The sequence below is a fragment of the Arthrobacter sp. TMN-49 genome (assembly GCF_054511095.1).
Genome location: NZ_JBTNDH010000009.1, coordinates 57786 through 75265, shown reverse-complemented (window position 1 = coordinate 75265; position 17480 = coordinate 57786). Strand labels below are relative to the sequence as shown.

Genomic DNA, 17480 nt, shown 5'->3' with positions numbered 1-17480 from the left:
ACTGGCCCGTGAAGAAAGAGAAAAAAAACAGGGAAACACGGAGCTTTCTGGGGGTTTTTTTGGGGCGGTGTGGGGGGGGGTGGAAAACCCCGACTTCCCCGCAGAAAACACCAAAAAACCTGGCAAAACTTTGAGTTTTCGGTTTTTCCTTCGGGCCAGTTGTGGTGCGGGCTAGGCCTGCGCGGGCTCCTCAGCGGGTGCCAGCTCAACATCGCTCACCGTCAGTTCGCCGTCGCCCACGGCAACAGTGATCTCAAGGGCGTTCGAGGCAGCCCTCAGATCACCGAGGCCGGCCATCAACTGCGCGGCCTGGACCTCGCCGGCGGTAACGGTGGCGCGCAGCACCTGGGTGCGCTGCTTGACCTTGGCCTCGGACTTGGCCTTGCGGATGCCGCTCAGCGCGTCCCCCACGGTGGCCAGCAAGGTGGTGTCGCCGTCGAGCACCTCAACAGCAACAGGCCACGCGGCGCGGTGCACCGAATCGGCACGCCACCAGCTCCACACTTCCTCCGTTGCGAACGGCAGGAACGGGGCGAACAAACGCAGCAAGGAGTCCAAGGTGGTGGCCAGGGCCGCCAAAACTGACGCCTGGCCGACGTCGCCCTCTGCTCCGTAAGCACGGTCCTTGATGAGCTCAACGTAGTCGTCGGTGAAGTGCCAGAAGAAGCTTTCGCTCAGCTGCAGGGCACGGGCGTAGTCATACTTCTCAAACGCGGCGGTTGCCGAGCGCACCACCTCAGCCAACTGGGCCAACACGGCGCGGTCCAGCGGATTGCTGAGAACCGCTGTCTCTGCCACCAGCACATCGGACTCGGTGGCGCCAAGGTTCAGCACAAACTTCGAGGCGTTCAGGAGCTTGATCGCCAGGCGGCGGCCAATCTTCATCTGCGCAATCTCGTAGGCGGTGTCCGCGCCGAGCTTGGCGGAGGCGGCCCAGTACCTGACAGCGTCGGCGCCAAAGTCGTTGAGCACGTCGGTGGGGACCACCACATTGCCCTTGGACTTGGACATCTTTTTGCGGTCCGGGTCAAGGATCCACCCGGAGATGGCGGCGTGCTTCCACGGCGCGTTGCCCTGCAGCGCATCGGCACGCACTGCGGAGGAGAACAGCCAGGTGCGGATGATGTCGTGGCCCTGGGGGCGCAGATCGAAGGGGTAGACCTTCCCGAACAGGTCCTCGTCAACGCCCCAACCGCCCACAATCTGCGGTGTCAGCGACGACGTGGCCCAGGTGTCCAACACGTCGGCGTCGCCCACGAAACCGCCGGCCACATTGCGCTGATCCTCCGTGTAGCCCGGGGCTGCATCCGCCGCCGGATCAACCGGAAGCATCGTCGTGGTGGGCAGGATGGGGTGGTCGTAATCCGGGTTGCCATCGGCATCCAGCGGGTACCACACAGGAACAGGCACACCGAAGAAGCGTTGGCGGGAGACGAGCCAGTCACCGTTCAGGCCCGAGATCCAGTTGTCGTAGCGTGAGCGCATGAACGCCGGGTGGAACTCAATGTCCTTGCCGCGGTTGATCAGGTGTTCGCGGCGGTCCTCGTCGCGGCCGCCGTTGCGGATGTACCACTGGCGGGAGCTGACGATCTCCAAGGGCTTGTCACCCTTTTCGAAGAAGTTCACCGGGTGCATGATCTTCTTGATCTCACCATCGAGCAGATCTGCCGCGGTCAGCATTTCCACAACGCCTTCCTTGGCGCTGAAGACAGTCTTGCCGGCAATCGTGGCGTAATTTGCGCGGCCCTCCTCGGTCGTGATCCACTCGGGCGTGTCACCCAGGATCCGGCCGTCACGGCCAACAATGGCACGGGTGGGCAGCTGCAATTCACGCCACCAGATGACGTCGGTCAGGTCACCGAAGGTGCACACCATGGCAACGCCTGAACCCTTGTCGGCCTTGGCCAGGGCGTGCGGGCGAACCTCCACCTCAACACCGAACAACGGTGAGGTGACTTTTTTGCCAAACAGCGGCTTGTAACGCTCATCGTCGGGGTTGGCCACCAAAGCCGAGCACGCGGCCAGCAACTCCGGACGCGTGGTCTCAATGTAAATCTTGGTGCCGTCCTCGGCGAAGAACGGGTAGCGGTAGTATGCGCCGGGCATTTCGCGATCTTCCAGCTCCGCCTGGGCAACAGCCGTGCGGAAGGTGACATCCCACAGGGTGGGCGCCTCAGCCATGTACGCGTCGCCCGCGGTCAGGTTCGCCAGGAAGCCCCGCTGAGATACGGCACGGGAGTGCTCGTCAATGGTCCTGTACGTCAAATCCCAGTCAACCGAAAGGCCCAAGGTCTGGAACAGGTGCTTGAAGACCTTCTCGTCCTCAACGGCCAGTTCTTCACACAGTTCAATGAAGTTCTTGCGTGAGATGACATCGAAGTCACGCTGGTTCTTGGCGGGCGTCGCTGGCGGGTGGTAGCCGGCGTCGAAGGAGATCTTCGGATCGCACCGGACACCGTAGTAGTTCTGCACGCGGCGCTCGGTGGGCAGGCCGTTGTCATCCCACCCCATGGGGTAGAAGACGTTCTTGCCGCTCATGCGCTGGAAGCGGGCCAGCACGTCAGTCTGCGTGTAGGAGAACATGTGCCCCACATGCAAGGAACCCGATGCCGTGGGTGGGGGAGTGTCAATGGAGTACACCTGCTCCCGGGTGGTCTCACGGTCAAACTTGTAGGTGCCCTCAGCGAGCCAGCGCTTGGTCAGAGACTCCTCGAGTCCCTCCAGAACGGGCTTGTCGGGAACGTTGCTTGGGGTGGGTGCGGGCGTGTCTGTGCCCGGAATGATGTCAGCCATTTTTCAATTCTTTCATGACTTGCCCCAGAACTGGGACTCTCCCCGCTGGCGGCGGCGGGTTGATACGCTGCTGGTGTCAACTATTGCGAACAGAGGAACCGTTTGAGCATGGCAATATCTCACCCGTCACTGCTCGCCACGCGGGCGGCTGTCTGGAATCCGGCGGGCTTGGCGTGCGACGATGTTCGGTCCGAGCCCGAAAGCGCCGAGTACGCCGCGCATCGGCTGACACTTGGTGGCCGCCAGGCCCTGTTCCGTGTCGCCAAAACCACCCCCACGAAGGTGGGGCAGTTCGTGACCCTGTGGCAGCGGTCAGTTGAAGGCCCCATCCGGCCCTTTGACATGGACGACGGCGTTGAACTGTTTGTTGTCCAGGGCGCCTCGGGTGCGGGGCCGGGCCAGTTCGTGTTCCCGGCGCGTGCCCTGGCTCGCCACGGGGTGGTGTCAGTGGAGGGCAAGGGCGGCAAACGGGCGATCCGTGTTTATGCGCCCGACGTCCTGACCACCAACGCCCAGGCCCGGAGCACCCAGAAATGGCAGTGCACGTATTTCCTGCCCCACGATGCTGCGGTGGAGCGGGTCAGGGAACTGTACTCCGCCCACTAGGCAACCTGATGGCATCTGCGCGCCATTCTGTCAGCATCGTGCGCAGCTCTGACAGTGGCGCCATATGTACAGCGAATGATGCGCAGGCGTCAGAGGTCGGCCGGTGGACCGGCTGTGGCGCTGGCACGCTACATTTAAGTCATGGCTAAAAACAGTTCCAAGCATGCAGTTGTCACAGGTGCCAGTTCGGGGATTGGCGCCGCAACCGTCCGGAAACTCTGTGCCGACGGGTGGACCGTCATCGCCGTGGCCCGCCGGGCGGAGAAGTTGGCACAGTTGGCGCAGGAAACGGGCGCCATTGCGTGCCCGGCGGACATCACCGATGACGGCGACGTTGCCAAGCTGCTCGCCTTCGCCACGGAAACGTTCGGCGCGGCTGGCGTGGACACGCTGATCAACATTGCCGGCGGTGCCCGCGGGGCGGATGCCGTGGGTGCATCAGTCATTGACGACTGGGAGTGGATGTTCAACGTCAACGTCTTGGGCACCTTGAAAGTTACCAAGTCGTTCCTGCCGGGCCTTCGCGAGCACGGGCACGGCACTGTCCTGAACCTCACGTCCACGGCAGGACTCGTGGCCTATGAGGGCGGCGCCGGCTACAACGCCGCCAAATTTGGCCAGCACGCCTTGAACGGTGCACTTCGCCTGGAAGAGGCCGAGCACAACATTCGCGTGATTGAGGTGGCGCCGGGTTTGGTGCACACCGAAGAATTCGCTGTCAACCGCCTCGGCGGCAATGAGGCGGCCGCAGCCAAGGTCTACCAGGGCGTGGCTGAACCACTCACGGCGGCGGACGTGGCAGATGTGGTGGGTTACGCCGTCGGGCTCCCACACCACATCAATTTGGATCAGATCGTGATGCGGCCCGTGGCTCAGGCCGCCAACCACAAGCTCATCCGCCGCTAGAGGCCCCGGTGCGCGCATCAGCAATGCCAATCCCGTAGAATGGCGTACAAAGCGTTGACCCGGCCATCACCGGTGAGCTTCCGGAGGAACACCCTTGTGGCGAAAATGCGCCAAAGGGGTCAGTAGAACCGGACGGGTAAGCCCGTCACAGCAGCTAATGAGCGGCCGCACCCGGCGTCGAAAGGCAACGGGGGCGGTAAGCGAGGTGGTACCGCGGCGCAAGCCGTCCTTGCATCCTGATCAAGAACACCCACAACCAGGATGATGTGATGACCCACTTCCCGAAGGCCTCTGCTGCCGCCGGCCTGCACGCCAGCACCAAACACGTTCCCGCCTCCGTGAGCTTTCCCAAGGTCGAAGAGCTCGTCCTGAAGTACTGGGACGAAGACGGAACGTTCCAGGCCAGCGTCGATGCGCGCGACGCCGGAGCCGACGGGTCCAACGAGTTCGTCTTCTACGACGGCCCCCCGTTCGCCAACGGACTGCCGCACTACGGCCACCTCCTCACCGGCTACGCCAAGGACCTGGTGGCCCGCTACCAGACCCAGCGCGGGCGCCGCGTGGAGCGCCGCTTCGGCTGGGACACGCACGGGCTGCCCGCCGAGCTGGAAGCCATGAAGCAGTTGGGCATGACCGACAAGGCCCAGATCGAGGCCATGGGGATCGACAAGTTCAACGACGCCTGCCGCTCCTCCGTCATGAAGTACGCCGGCGAGTGGCAGGAATACGTCACCCGTCAGGCCCGCTGGGTGGATTTCGACAACGACTACAAGACCCTCAACGTCGAGTACATGGAGTCCGTGCTGTGGGCGTTCAAGCAGCTCCACTCCAAGGGGCTGACGTACAACGGCTACCGTGTGCTGCCGTACTGCTGGAAGGATGAGACACCCCTCTCCAACCACGAGCTGCGCATGGATGACGACGTCTACAAGGACCGCCAGGACCAGACGGTCACCGTCACCTTCCCCATCCTGGCCGGCGAATCCGCGCTGTCCCAGGAGCTGGCTGGCGTTGCGGCGATCGCCTGGACCACCACGCCCTGGACCCTGCCCACCAACCAGGCCCTGGCCGTGGGGCCCAAGGTGAGCTACGCCGTCGTGCCCGTTGGGCCGAACGGGGTCACAACTGGCGCAACGGCTGCGAAGTTCCTGCTCGCCGCTGAGCTGGTGGGTGCCTACGCCAAGGACTTGGGGTACGACGACGCTGCTGCCGCGACTGCCGCTGTCACGGCCACGTACGCGGGTGCCGAGCTTGAGGGTTTGAAGTACCAGCCGTTGTGGGACTACTTTGCCGACGATGAAACGTACGGCACGGCCAAGTCCTGGCAGTTCCTGATCGCCGACTACGTGACCACCACCGACGGTACCGGTGTTGTCCACCAGGCCCCCGCCTACGGTGAGGAGGATCAAAAGGTGTGCGAGCAATACGGCATCCCCGTGGTTCTCTCCGTTGATGAGGGCGCGAACTTCCTGCCGCTCTTTGCCGAAGGCCCGCTGAGCGAGATTGCCGGTGTGCAGGTCTTTGACGCGAACAAGACCATCACGAAGGTTGTTCGTGACGTCGGCCGCTTGATTCGCCAGGCCAGCTACGTGCACAGCTACCCGCATTGCTGGCGCTGCCGCACACCGTTGATCTACCGCGCCATCTCCTCCTGGTACGTGGAAGTTACCGCGTTCAAGGACAGGATGGTGGAACTAAACCAGGACATCAACTGGATCCCCGGCAACGTCAAGGACGGCCAGTTCGGCAAGTGGCTGGCCAACGCCCGCGACTGGTCCATCAGCCGCAACAGGTACTGGGGCTCACCCATCCCGGTGTGGCAGTCCGATGACCCGGAGTACCCGCGCACGGACGTGTACGGTTCCATCGCCGAGATGCAGGCCGACTTTGGCCGCCTGCCGGTTAACAATGAGGGCGAGGTGGATCTGCACCGCCCGTTCATCGACGAGCTGACCCGCCCCAACCCGGATGACCCCACCGGCAAGTCCACCATGCGCCGCGTTGAGGACGTGCTGGATGTCTGGTTCGACTCCGGCTCCATGCCGTACGGCCAGGTCCACTACCCGTTCGAGAACGAGGAATGGTTCAACACCCACAACCCGGCAGACTTCATCGTCGAGTACATTGGGCAGACCCGCGGCTGGTTCTACATGCTGCACATCCTCTCCACGGCACTCTTCGACCGCCCGGCCTTCAGGAACGTCATCAGCCACGGCATTGTGCTGGGCTCCGACGGGCAGAAAATGTCCAAGTCCTTGCGTAACTACCCGGACGTCTCCGAGGTCCTAGACCGCGACGGCTCCGACGCCATGCGCTGGTTCCTCATGTCCAGCCCCATCCTGCGCGGTGGCAACCTGGTTGTCACCGAGCAGGGTATCCGCGACGGCGTCCGCCAGGTCATCTTGCCGCTGTGGAACGTGTACAGCTTCTTCACCCTGTACGCGAACACCGCCAATGGTGGTGCCGGCTACGACGCCGCGCTGCGCTACGACGGCTACGCCGATCCCCTGGATCAGTACCTGCTGGCCAACACCGGGGACCTGGTCCGGGACATGACGGCCAAGCTCGATGACTACGATGTCTCCGGCGCGTGCGAATCCCTGCGCGTCTACTTTGACATGCTCACCAACTGGTATGTCCGCCGCAGCCGCACCCGCTTCTTTGACGAGAACCACGACGCCTTTGACGCCTTGTACACGGCGCTGGAAACTGTGTGCCGCGTGGCTGCTTCACTGCTGCCGCTGGTCACCGAGGAAATCTGGCGTGGCCTGACGGGCGGGCGCTCGGTGCACCTGACCGACTGGCCCAACGCCGATCTGTTTGTGTCCAACGCGGCCCTGGTGGAGCAGATGGACAGGATTCAGCAGATCTGTTCCACAGGCTCCAGCCTGCGCAAGGCTGCCAAGCTGCGCGTGCGCCTGCCCCTGGCGGAGCTCACGGTGGTGGCCCCGCAGGCCAGCCTGCTCACCGACGGTGCCGGCGTGGTGGCTGATGAGCTGAACATCCGCGTGGTGCGTTTCGTTGACGCTGCCGACGCCTCACCGGAGGAGTTCGGCATCTCGCAGAAGCTGGTTGTCAACGCCCGCGCCGCCGGCCCGCGCCTGGGCAAAAACGTCCAGCTCGCCATCAAGGGTGCCAAGTCCGGGGACTGGTCAGTTACCGACGGCGTTGTCACCGCCGGTTCCCTGGTGCTGGAGCCCTCCGAATACACCCTGGAGACAGTGGTGGCTGACGCGGCCGACGGCGGCGCAAGCGCTGTTGCCATGCTGCCCGGCGGCGGGTTCGTGGTGCTCAACACGGAGCTGACCGAGGAGCTCGAGGCCGAAGGCACAGCACGTGACATGGTCCGCGCCATCCAGCAGGCCCGGAAGGACACCGGCCTGCAGGTCAGTGACAGGATCCGCACCATCATCAGCGCCCCGCAGGACATTGTTGATGCCCTGCACGCCAACGCCGAGCTGGTCAAGAACGAGACCCTGACGTTGAAGCTAGAACTCATCCCCGGTGACGTTGAAACCACCATCACTGTTGAACGGACCGTAGCCTAATGACTGCCAATCACGACGAATTCTCTGTGGAGAGTGTCTACGCCGAACTTTTGGGCCGCGCCCCGGAGAACAAGATGGAGCCGCGGCTTGCCCCGCTGTTCCGGGCCATGGACATTTTGGGTGAGCCCAACAAGGCCTTCCCCATCATCCACATCACCGGAACCAACGGAAAAACTTCCACAGCGCGCATGATCGAGACGGGCCTGTTGGCCCACGATCTGCGCACCGGCCGCTACACCAGCCCCCACCTGACCCGGGTGACGGAGCGGATTAGCATCAACGGCGCACCCGTCAGCGATGCCACGTTTGTGCGGATCTGGGACGAGATCCGCCCCTACCTGGACATTGTTGATGCCGAGCTTGCCACCGCCGGTGAGCAGCGGCTGACATATTTTGAGTGCATCACCATCTTGGCGTTTGCCATCTTCGCCGATGAGCCGGTTGATGTTGCCGTCATGGAGGTTGGTTTGGGCGGTATCACCGATGCCACCAATGTGGGGGACGGGCAGGTAGCCGTCGTCACCCCCATCTCCTTGGATCATGTGGAGCTGTTGGGTGACACCACAGCGCTCATCGCCGCGGAGAAGGCAGGCATCATCAAGGAGGACGCGTTCCTGGTCAGCGCCGCCCAGCCGGCAGACGCCGCCCAGGTCCTCCTGGACAAGGCACGCGAAAAGCATGCCGACTTCCGCTTTGAAGGCATTGAGTTTGGGGTGGAGTCACGCACCATTGCCGTGGGCGGCCAGATGATTGACCTGCAGGGTTTGGCCGGACGCTACCCAGGAATCCTGCTGCCCCTGCACGGTGAACACCAGGCCCAGAACGCTGCCGTGGCGCTGGCCGCACTGGAAGCATTCCTGGGCGGGGGCGAGAAGGAACTTAACCACGATCTGGTGCAGGAAGGCTTTGCCGCCGCCACCTCCCCGGGGCGCCTTGAAGTCATGCGCACCTCGCCCACCATTGTGGTGGATGCGGCCCACAACCCGGCCGGTATTGCCGCCAGCGCCAAGGCGCTGCAGGAGTCCTTTGCCCTCAGCAAGCTGGTGGTGGTCCTGGGCGTGTTGGCCGAAAAAGACGCGGAAGAAATCCTGCGCACCCTCAAGGAATCCTACGGCGAGGAAGCAGCGGAGATTTGCCTGACACAGTCCAACTCGCCGCGCGCCATTCCGGCCGCCGAGCTGGCCGAACTGGCAGCGGATCTGGGCTGGCTGGAAGAAGATATTCACATTGCCGAGAAGCTCGACGACGCCATTGAGTGGGCTGTTGAGCGCGCCGAGTCCAACCACGACCTGGCAGGCGGGGTGCTGATCACCGGCTCCCTCACGCTAGTGGGCGAAGCCCGCATCCTGCTGGGCCGTCCCGGCGAAAAGGAAGGTGCCTAAGTCATGGCGAAACTAACCCGCGCCCAACGCGACTGGAAGCCCAATACGCCTAAAAAAGCGCGCTCCACCAAGTTGATGTTCGCCTCAGTGGTGCTGATGCTGGAAGCGTTCGTGGCACTCTTCCTGGGGTTGGGGCTGTTCGGGCTCAAGGACAAAAACCCCATCTACTTGGTGGTGGCCGCCGTGCTGGCCGTGCTGTTCATTGCTGCGTGCGGCGTCGTGCGCAAACCGTGGGGGCCAGCCTTTGGCTGGGTGCTGCAGCTGGCACTCATTGCCGGTGGTTTCTGGGAGCCGTCCATGTTCGTTGTGGGCGTGCTGTTCGCGGCCGCCTGGTGGTACGCCTTGTACGCGGGCGCCAGAATTGACCGGGAAAATGTTGAACGGGCCAAGGTCCAGGCGGCCTGGGACAGTGAACACCCCGGGGACAGTGAAGACGGCCCCAGCAGCGAAGTAAACTGAAGCTGAAATCCTTTTTAACTATTCTATTTTGGAGTTACTGTGAGCATTGAGCGCACTCTTGTCCTGGTCAAGCCCGACGGCGTGGCCCGCAACCTCTCCGGAGCCATTCTGGCCCGTGTTGAGGCCAAGGGATACACCCTGGCAGAACTGAAGAAGGTCACCGCCACGCGTGAACAGCTCGAGGCACACTATGCAGAGCACGCAGGCAAGCCGTTCTACGAGCCGCTGGTTGAGTTCATGCTCTCCGGGCCCGTCGTGGCAGCGATCTTTGAAGGCCACCGCGTCATCGAGGGCTTCCGTGCAGTCGCCGGAACCACTGACCCCACCACAGCAGCCCCCGGCACCATTCGTGGTGACATGGGCCGCGACTGGGGCCTGAAGGTGCAGCAAAACCTGGTCCACGGCTCCGACTCGGTGGAGTCCGCCGAGCGCGAGATCGGCATCTGGTTCGTCTAAGCACACCGCTGCCTAACGAACTTGGGGGGGAGGGGGACCCCCCGCGTGGGGGGGGCCTTCGTCCCAAGTCCGTGAAAAATCTACGTCCGTGAAAATCTGTCCTTAAAAATCTATGTGGCAGTTGTTGCATCAAATCGGCGTCGGAAAGCGATTTCCAGTCCATCTACTGCCACACCGATGGTGGGGGTTAGGCGTTGGAGGGGACGATCAGGTGCATGAACTTGAAGATGATGGAGGCAATGACGGCCACGTAAAGCAGACCCGCTATGACCCAGGCCCAGTCGGTGAGGAACCTGGTCACTGCCGGGGGAGCCGGGATCACGCCGTGCTGGAGGTTCCGCACGGTGGTCCAGACAAAGAGTGGAATCATCATGGCCCAGACGATCATGCAGTACGGGCACAGGATGGCCAGCACGTAGACAGCCTGGAACCAGAACCAGCACACCAGGGCCATGCCGGCGGTGATGCCCACTTGCATGCAGATCCAAAACCAGCGCTGCATGTGTGCCCCGGCGAGCAAGACAACGCCGACGGTGATGACCACGGCAAACGCCACCACACCAATGAACGGGTTGGGGAAGCCGAGAATGGCTGCCTGCGGGGTCTTCATGACGTCGCCGCAGGAAATCCAGGAGTTGAAGTCACAGCTGACTTTCGCGTCCGGGTTCAGGTAAAGGTGAATGCGCTCAAGCACCAAAGTGAAGGACGCTACCCAGGCGATGGCGCCTGTGATGATCAAGAACCACCCGAACGGTTTGGCACGTACCAGGCCCGGCTTGTCGATGTCCGCCGGATCGCTGGTGGAAACTTTGGTGCTAGGCATTGTGTCCTTTTCATCGGATGAGGTGATTGTGTCCTGATTGTAGCGTGAGTTTCTTGGCGCGCCATGGACAAAACTGCTCCATGGCAGGGCGCGTATGAGACAATGGTTTCGGCTGGCCGGCGATCCACATGCGCCTTTCAGTCCAATGGCACGCCCACGGGCTGCCGGTGACGACGCTGCCACTGCGTGCAGCCATCCACCGGCGCGTTTCCGTAAACCATTGGCTTTTCAGCGCTTGCGCACCCAGGAGTTGGTGCCGCCTGAAAAGTAATTAGACGACTTCCGTCAACGCCTGCGGGTGTTGACACATCAGCCGATCTCGGCGCTCGATGTGGGGGGCGCTGTGTTGGCGCGAAAGTAACGCCCACTATGAATAATGAACAACCCACATTTGATGCCGCAGAGGCGGCTGCAGCGGTCCCCGCCAAAGCTCCTCGCTCACGCCGTGCCACCGCCGCGGTGACCAGCCCGGCACAAGCTCCCGCCGCCGTTTCGACGGAAGCAGGGGAAACAGCTGCTGCCACCAACGCTCCGGCCAAAAAGGCTCCTGCCCGCCGCAACCGTGCCAAAAAGGACCCCGCTCCGGCCGATGCCGTGCCAGCCCCGGAAGCCGCGGCCCCGGAAACCGCGGCAGCGCCCGTCAAGCGAGCCACCCGCCGTCGTGCCACAGCACCCGTCACAGCACCTGTTGCGATTCAAGGTGAGCTGAGCCTTGCCGGCGATGAAGCCGCCCCCGAGGCCCCGGCCGCCAAAGCACCCGCCAGGCGGACCCGCGCCACCAAGGCCGCAGCCGCCACTGCCGCACCCTCGACTGAGGCAGTTGTGGAGGCGGCGCAGGAGCCGGTCACGGCGCCTGCCACCAAAACCAAGGCCCCCCGCCGCGCCACCAGGAAGGCGGCGGCCCCGGCTGCCGAGGTGCCCGTCCAGGGCGAGATGGTGCTGGATGCCGGTGCTGAATCCGCTGCACAGGATGCCACCGCCCAGGCACCGGCGGCGCCGAAGACCACGCGGAGCCGTCGCCGGTCCGCCGTCGAGAAGTCCGCCCCCGCCGCCGAAACGCCTGTGGCATCACCGGCAGTGACAGCTGACGCTGCCCCCGTCGAGGAGCCGCTGGCGGACGATGCGGCCGAACCCGCCGTGACCGATTCCCTGTTCATGGCCCCGAGCAGTGGCATGTCCACACTGTTCATGGCCCCGGACATGAGCCGGGCAGTACCTGCCGTTGCTGCGCAAGATGACAACGCCGACCGCGACGACGTCGAGCAGGACAACGACGGAGACCGCCGCGGCCGGGCCCGCGGCCGCAACCGTCGCACCCGCGCAACGGAGCCTGACGCGGCGCCGCACGACGACGATGCCAGCACTGAGCCGGAGTCTGATGCGCCCGACGACGGCGTGACCTCACGTCGCCGCCGTCGTCGTCGCCGCGGTGATGCAGACTTGGAGCTGACAGGTGGCACCGACGAGGACCCGCCCAACACGGTGACCCGTGTGCGTGCCCCGCGTACACCTGCCGAGCCCAGCGACAGCGCGTCTAATCGCGTCACGAGCCTGCGCGGCTCCACCCGTTTGGAAGCAAAGAAGCAGCGCCGCCGCGACTCCCGCGACTCGGGCCGCCGTCGCACGGTCATCACGGAAGCTGAATTCCTGGCCCGCCGCGAATCGGTGGACAGGGTCATGGTGGTCCGGCAGAGCGATGACAGGATCCAGATTGGTGTCCTCGAGGACGGCATCCTGGCCGAGCACTTTGTCTCCAAGACCCAGCAGGACTCCCTCATCGGCAACGTGTACCTGGGCAAGGTCCAGAACGTGCTGCCCAGCATGGAGGCTGCCTTCGTCGACATTGGCCGTGGCCGCAACGCAGTCCTGTACGCGGGCGAAGTTGATTGGGACGCCGCCAACCTCAACGGCCAGCCGCGCCGCATTGAGAACGCCCTGAAGTCGGGTGACTCCGTGCTGGTGCAGGTGTCCAAGGACCCGGTGGGCCACAAGGGCGCCCGCCTGACCAGCCAGATTTCCCTGCCCGGGCGTTACCTGGTGTTCGTGCCCGGCGGTTCCATGACAGGCATCTCCCGCAAGCTGCCCGACGTCGAACGCAACCGTCTCAAGCGCGTGCTGAAGGACCACCTGCCCGAAAATGCCGGCGTCATTGTGCGCACGGCGGCCGAGGGTGCCAGCGAAGAAGAGCTGACCAATGACATCAACAGGCTCCGCGCCCAGTGGGAGGGCATCAACAACCGTGCCTCCTCACACAAGACGCTTGCCCCCGAGATGCTCTACGCCGAGCCTGACCTGACCATCAAGGTGGTCCGCGACGTTTTCAATGAAGACTTCTCCAAGCTGGTTGTCTCCGGCGAGGACGCCTGGGACACCATTGAGGCCTATGTGACCTATGTTGCTCCGGATTTGCTGGACCGCCTGGAAAAGTGGACGAAGAACGACGACATCTTCGCCGTCCACAGGATCGACGAGCAAATCTCCAAGGCGCTAGAACGTAAGGTGTTCCTGCCCTCGGGTGGTTCACTGGTCATCGACCGCACGGAAGCCATGACGGTGGTTGATGTGAACACCGGCAAGTTCACTGGCTCCGGTGGCAACCTGGAAGAAACAGTCACGAAGAACAACTTGGAAGCTGCCGAGGAAGTGGTGCGCCAGCTGCGTCTGCGTGACATTGGCGGCATCATTGTCATCGACTTCATCGACATGGTGCTCGAATCCAACCGTGACTTGGTCTCGCGTCGCCTGGTTGAGTGCTTGGGCCGTGACAGGACCAAGCACCAGGTTGCCGAGGTGACCAGCCTTGGCCTGGTGCAGATGACGCGCAAGCGCATGGGTACCGGCCTGCTGGAAGTCTTCGGCGAGCAGTGTGGCACCTGTGCCGGCCGCGGCATGGTCACGCACGAGATCCCCGTTGAGCACCGCCGCGTCCACACGGTGGCTGTCGAGTCGCCGCAGGCCCAGGCCGCCAAGGTGGCGCAGGAACAGCGCGACGGCGACCGCACAGCCAACAGGTCCACACGCAGCGAACGCAAGCGCAACCGCAACCGTTCCAAGCCCGAGTCTGAGCTTGCAGAGCACGCCCCGGTGGAGGTGCATGAGGAACCCACTGACGAGCAAAAGGCTCAAAAGGCCCATGAAGCCCGTGCCGCCTTGGCCAACATTGCCGCGGCTGCTGCAGCGTCGCACCATGAGCGCCACGCCGAATCGCCTGCTCCGGCGTCAGCGCCGGGCTCAGCGCAGGGCGGCTCGGAAGACAGTGAGTCAGATGACGCGGCGACCCTGACCTTGGGTGGGGAGGCCATTGAACTTCCTCGCGGCCACCGCACCGAAAGCTCCGGTTTCGCCGAGGCCAGCAACGCCGACCAGGCAGCAGCCCTGGCCGGCTTGACTCAGGCATTGGATCAGTTGCTGAGCCCCGGCCAGGAGCAGTCAGCCGCTGACGCCGGCGAAGAGGGCGGCAACAGCCGTTCACGCTCACGCCGTGGACGACGCAACCGCAGCGCCCGCAGTGCCCAGGGCGGAGCCGATACGGCAGTGGAGACCACCGATTCTTCGGCCACCGCCCAGGGGTCGACGCAGCACAGCAGCGCTGCCGTGGAACTTCCGGCGGCCACCCGGCCGGCCAAGAGCTCCGAGCCGATCATCCTCGGTGTTGGAGTTCCCGCCTCGGAGCTCTAGGCGCCAGCGGCCCATCAGGAAACTGACCCGCAGAAAACGCCGAGAATACGCGTCTTTGACGCGATTCTCGGCGTTTTCTGCGGGTCAGTTTCCTTTAAGTGCCGGGGCTGGGTCTAGGGTTGAAAGCGACACGGGGTGCCTGGACACTAGGTCCGGCTGAGAAAAGACCCGTTGAACCTGCCCGGCCAGCACCGGCGAAGGGATGTCCATGGAAACCTTGCTTTCTGCCCCGCAAATTTCGGCCTCACCAGACGCTGCCCCGCCCCACCAGCCACGCGGGGTTCGACACCCGCGCGTGCTTAGTATTGCCGGTTCCGACCCTTCAGGGGGTGCCGGAATTCAGGCCGACATCAAAGCCATCAGCGCCCATGGTGGCTACGCCATGGCCGCGGTGACAGCCCTAACGGCCCAAAACACCACAGGCGTGCGCAGCGTCCACGTGCCACCGGCGGCCTTTCTGGCCGAGCAGCTGGAGGCAGTTTCGGCCGACATCGTCATTGATGCGGTGAAGATTGGCATGCTCGGCACGGCCGAGGTGATGGGTGTCGTGGGGGACTGGTTGGCGCGAACCCGGCCGGCAGTGGTGGTCCTTGATCCTGTCATGGTCGCCACCAGCGGCGATGAGCTCATGGCGCCGGCCGCGCGCCAAGCGCTGCTGCGTCTGATGGAAGGCACGCATTTGGTCACGCCCAACATTGTGGAACTTGCCGTTCTGCTGGGGCAGCCCGAGGCCAAGAGCTTCGAGGAGGCACTGCAGCAGGGCAAGCAATTGGCGGCCGCCCATGGTGTCAGTGTCCTAGTCAAGGGCGGGCATTTGCCGGGGGAGGAGTGCCCCGACGCGCTCATTGGCTACGACGGCAGCGTTGAGAAGTTTTCAGCTCCACGCGTGGACACCCCCAACACTCATGGCACGGGCTGTTCGCTTTCAGCCGCCGTGGCCACCTTGCAGGCGCAATCGGGGGACTGGGCAAGCAGCGTGCGCCACGCTAAAGCCTGGCTGAGCGGCGCCTTGGAGAGCGCCGATGAGTTGGAAGTGGGTGAGGGGGCCGGCCCCATCAACCATTTCCACGCCCTGTGGGACAGTGCCGCACCGTGCTTGGACGCCTTTAGTCAGCAGCTGTGGCACGAGTGTGCCGGCCAACGCGAGTCGATTTTCGCCCTCGACTTCATCAAGGAGCTGGCCGCCGGGACCTTGCGCAGCGACCACTTTGCCTACTACCTGGCCCAGGACGCCCTGTACTTGGGTACATACGCGCGGGTTCTTGCCCGGGCCAGCGCGCTGGCACCCACCGAGGCGGAACAAAAGTTTTGGGCCAATGGTGCGCAGAACTGCTTGGACGTTGAGTTGGCCCTCCACCGTGACTGGCTCAGCCGGTACCCCACGAACTCGCAGCAAGGACCTGTCACCAAGCACTATGTTGACCATCTCCAAGGTGTGGCCTTCTCCGGTAGCTATGGTGAAGTGGTGGCTGCCGTCCTGCCGTGCTACTGGCTCTATGCAGAGGTTGGTCGGGTACTGCACCAGGACTATTTGTCCTTCGCGGGTGAGCACCCCTATGGGACGTGGCTGCAGACCTATGCCGACGAATCCTTTGCCCAGGCCACAGAAACTGCCGTCACCATCATGGACTCCGCCGCGCGGCGTGGTTCGGCACAAGAACGTGTGCGCATGCAGGCGGCGTTCGCCCATTCGGCCCAGTATGAGGTGGACTTCTTTGCCGCCCCACACAGTGTGATGGCGCTAAAACAGGGCCAGCTAGACCCCTAGGTGATTAACACCACCAGCTCTGAGACAAAAACGCGGCGCGTCACGGGGTGAAATGGCAATATTTCCCCACATCCACGCTAAAGTTGGTGAGTACGGTTTCGCGCACCTCTATGGCAACCGAGCAAATTTAGGTTTGTTCAACGGCCACCAAGAACGCGAGAAACCAGTGTCATTTGCTCCCGGAGCCAGAATTAGCGTATTCTTGATCTTCGGTGCTTACGCCAACACCTAGGGCAACCACTCCATGGCAGAACTCCATTGAGGTCCACGGCGTTGAGGCACATAGTCTGCATCCCGTGCCCGTTCTATTTTGAACTGCGGGCGCATACGGTTGGTAGCTGTCAATTATGATTCCTACCGGCACAAAAACTTTGTAATAAACGTCGAGAGAAGTGAGTTCCCCAGTGGTGTACGCGATTGTCCGCGCAGGCGGCCGTCAAGAAAAGGTTTCCGTCGGAGACCACGTGACCATGAACCGCGTCCCCGGTGGAGTTGGCAGCACGCTTGAGCTGCCCGCTTTGCTCTTGGTTGATGGTGACAAGCTCACCACAGCCGCGAAGGACCTGGCTAATGTGAAGGTTACGGCTGAGAAGTTGGAGGATCTTCGTGGACCGAAGATCGTCATCCAGAAGTTCAAGAACAAGACCGGCTACAAGAAGCGTCAGGGTCACCGTCAGGAACTGTCCAAGGTCAAGATCACTTCAATCGCTTAATAAGCGGTCAGAAGTTCGATCCACTTAGAATCTTTTAGTAAAAAGGCAGGCATTTTCAAATGGCACATAAAAAGGGTGCGAGTTCCTCTCGCAACGGTCGTGACTCCAACGCTCAGTACCTGGGCGTCAAGCGCTTCGGCGGTCAGGTTGTCAAGGCAGGCGAAATCATCGTTCGCCAGCGCGGCACACATTTCCACCCCGGTGAGGGTGTTGGTCGTGGCAAGGATGACACGCTGTTCGCATTGGATGCAGGCGCTGTCGAGTTCGGCACACGTCGTGGACGTCGTGTTGTGAACATCGTCGCTGCGGTCTAATACCAAAGCTTTTCCAGTGGAGCGGGCCGCATGG

The 17480-nt window shown here is 63.1% G+C and carries 12 protein-coding genes and 1 riboswitch; of the genes, 10 read left to right on the top strand and 2 right to left on the bottom strand.

What is annotated here, in order from left to right; translation table 11 throughout:
• Positions 1 to 171: 171 nt before the first annotated feature.
• Entirely contained in the window at positions 172 to 2793 is a 2622-nt protein-coding gene (gene valS / locus ACX80E_RS06020; RefSeq protein ID WP_459300997.1) for a valine--tRNA ligase, read from the bottom strand.
• Positions 2794 to 2901: 108 nt separating this feature from the next.
• Between valS and ACX80E_RS06015 the strand changes: the two genes are divergently transcribed.
• From ACX80E_RS06015 to ndk, 6 genes are all read left to right on the top strand, one after another.
• Entirely contained in the window at positions 2902 to 3399 is a 498-nt protein-coding gene (locus ACX80E_RS06015) for a MepB family protein (protein ID WP_459300996.1), read from the top strand.
• 141 nt (positions 3400 to 3540) lie between these two features.
• Complete coding sequence (locus ACX80E_RS06010) at positions 3541 to 4305, top strand: SDR family oxidoreductase (protein WP_459300995.1); 765 nt, start codon at positions 3541 to 3543, stop codon at positions 4303 to 4305.
• A 269-nt stretch (positions 4306 to 4574) separates the two neighbouring features.
• Positions 4575 to 7853, top strand: coding sequence for an isoleucine--tRNA ligase (ileS, locus tag ACX80E_RS06005; protein ID WP_459300994.1), 3279 nt, complete (start codon positions 4575 to 4577; stop codon positions 7851 to 7853).
• Positions 7853 to 9235: a bifunctional folylpolyglutamate synthase/dihydrofolate synthase gene (locus ACX80E_RS06000; RefSeq protein ID WP_459300993.1), complete on the top strand. Its 1383-nt coding sequence runs from the start codon at positions 7853 to 7855 to the stop codon at positions 9233 to 9235. The genes ileS and ACX80E_RS06000 overlap by 1 nt, the downstream gene beginning before the upstream one ends.
• A 3-nt stretch (positions 9236 to 9238) precedes the next feature.
• Positions 9239 to 9694 carry a DUF4233 domain-containing protein gene (locus tag ACX80E_RS05995; RefSeq protein WP_459300992.1) on the top strand — a complete coding sequence of 152 codons (456 nt, stop codon included), beginning with the start codon at positions 9239 to 9241 and terminating at the stop codon, positions 9692 to 9694.
• Between the two features lie 39 nt (positions 9695 to 9733).
• Positions 9734 to 10150 carry a nucleoside-diphosphate kinase gene (gene ndk, locus ACX80E_RS05990; protein WP_459300991.1) on the top strand — a complete coding sequence of 139 codons (417 nt, stop codon included), beginning with the start codon at positions 9734 to 9736 and terminating at the stop codon, positions 10148 to 10150.
• Between the two features lie 187 nt (positions 10151 to 10337).
• On the opposite strand, the gene ACX80E_RS05985 is transcribed toward ndk, so the two are convergent.
• On the bottom strand, positions 10338 to 10973 hold the full coding sequence (locus ACX80E_RS05985) for a vitamin K epoxide reductase family protein (RefSeq protein WP_459300990.1): 636 nt from the start codon (positions 10971 to 10973) through the stop codon (positions 10338 to 10340).
• 369 nt (positions 10974 to 11342) lie between these two features.
• On the opposite strand from ACX80E_RS05985, the gene ACX80E_RS05980 reads away from it, so the two are divergent.
• The 4 genes from ACX80E_RS05980 (at position 11343) to rpmA (ending at position 17446) form a co-directional block, all read left to right on the top strand.
• Complete coding sequence (locus tag ACX80E_RS05980) at positions 11343 to 14651, top strand: Rne/Rng family ribonuclease (RefSeq protein ID WP_459300989.1); 3309 nt, start codon at positions 11343 to 11345, stop codon at positions 14649 to 14651.
• Between the two features lie 121 nt (positions 14652 to 14772).
• A riboswitch (TPP riboswitch) is annotated at positions 14773 to 14871 on the top strand.
• Positions 14860 to 16419, top strand: a complete 1560-nt coding sequence (locus ACX80E_RS05975; RefSeq protein ID WP_459300988.1) for a bifunctional hydroxymethylpyrimidine kinase/phosphomethylpyrimidine kinase — start codon at positions 14860 to 14862, stop codon at positions 16417 to 16419. (Overlaps the previous riboswitch by 12 nt.)
• A 404-nt stretch (positions 16420 to 16823) precedes the next feature.
• Positions 16824 to 17132 (top strand): 50S ribosomal protein L21, encoded by a 309-nt coding sequence (rplU, locus tag ACX80E_RS05970; RefSeq protein ID WP_044573640.1) that lies wholly within the window; start codon positions 16824 to 16826, stop codon positions 17130 to 17132.
• Positions 17133 to 17191: 59 nt separating this feature from the next.
• On the top strand, positions 17192 to 17446 hold the full coding sequence (gene rpmA, locus ACX80E_RS05965; RefSeq protein ID WP_103465521.1) for a 50S ribosomal protein L27: 255 nt from the start codon (positions 17192 to 17194) through the stop codon (positions 17444 to 17446).
• Positions 17447 to 17480 lie beyond the last annotated feature (34 nt).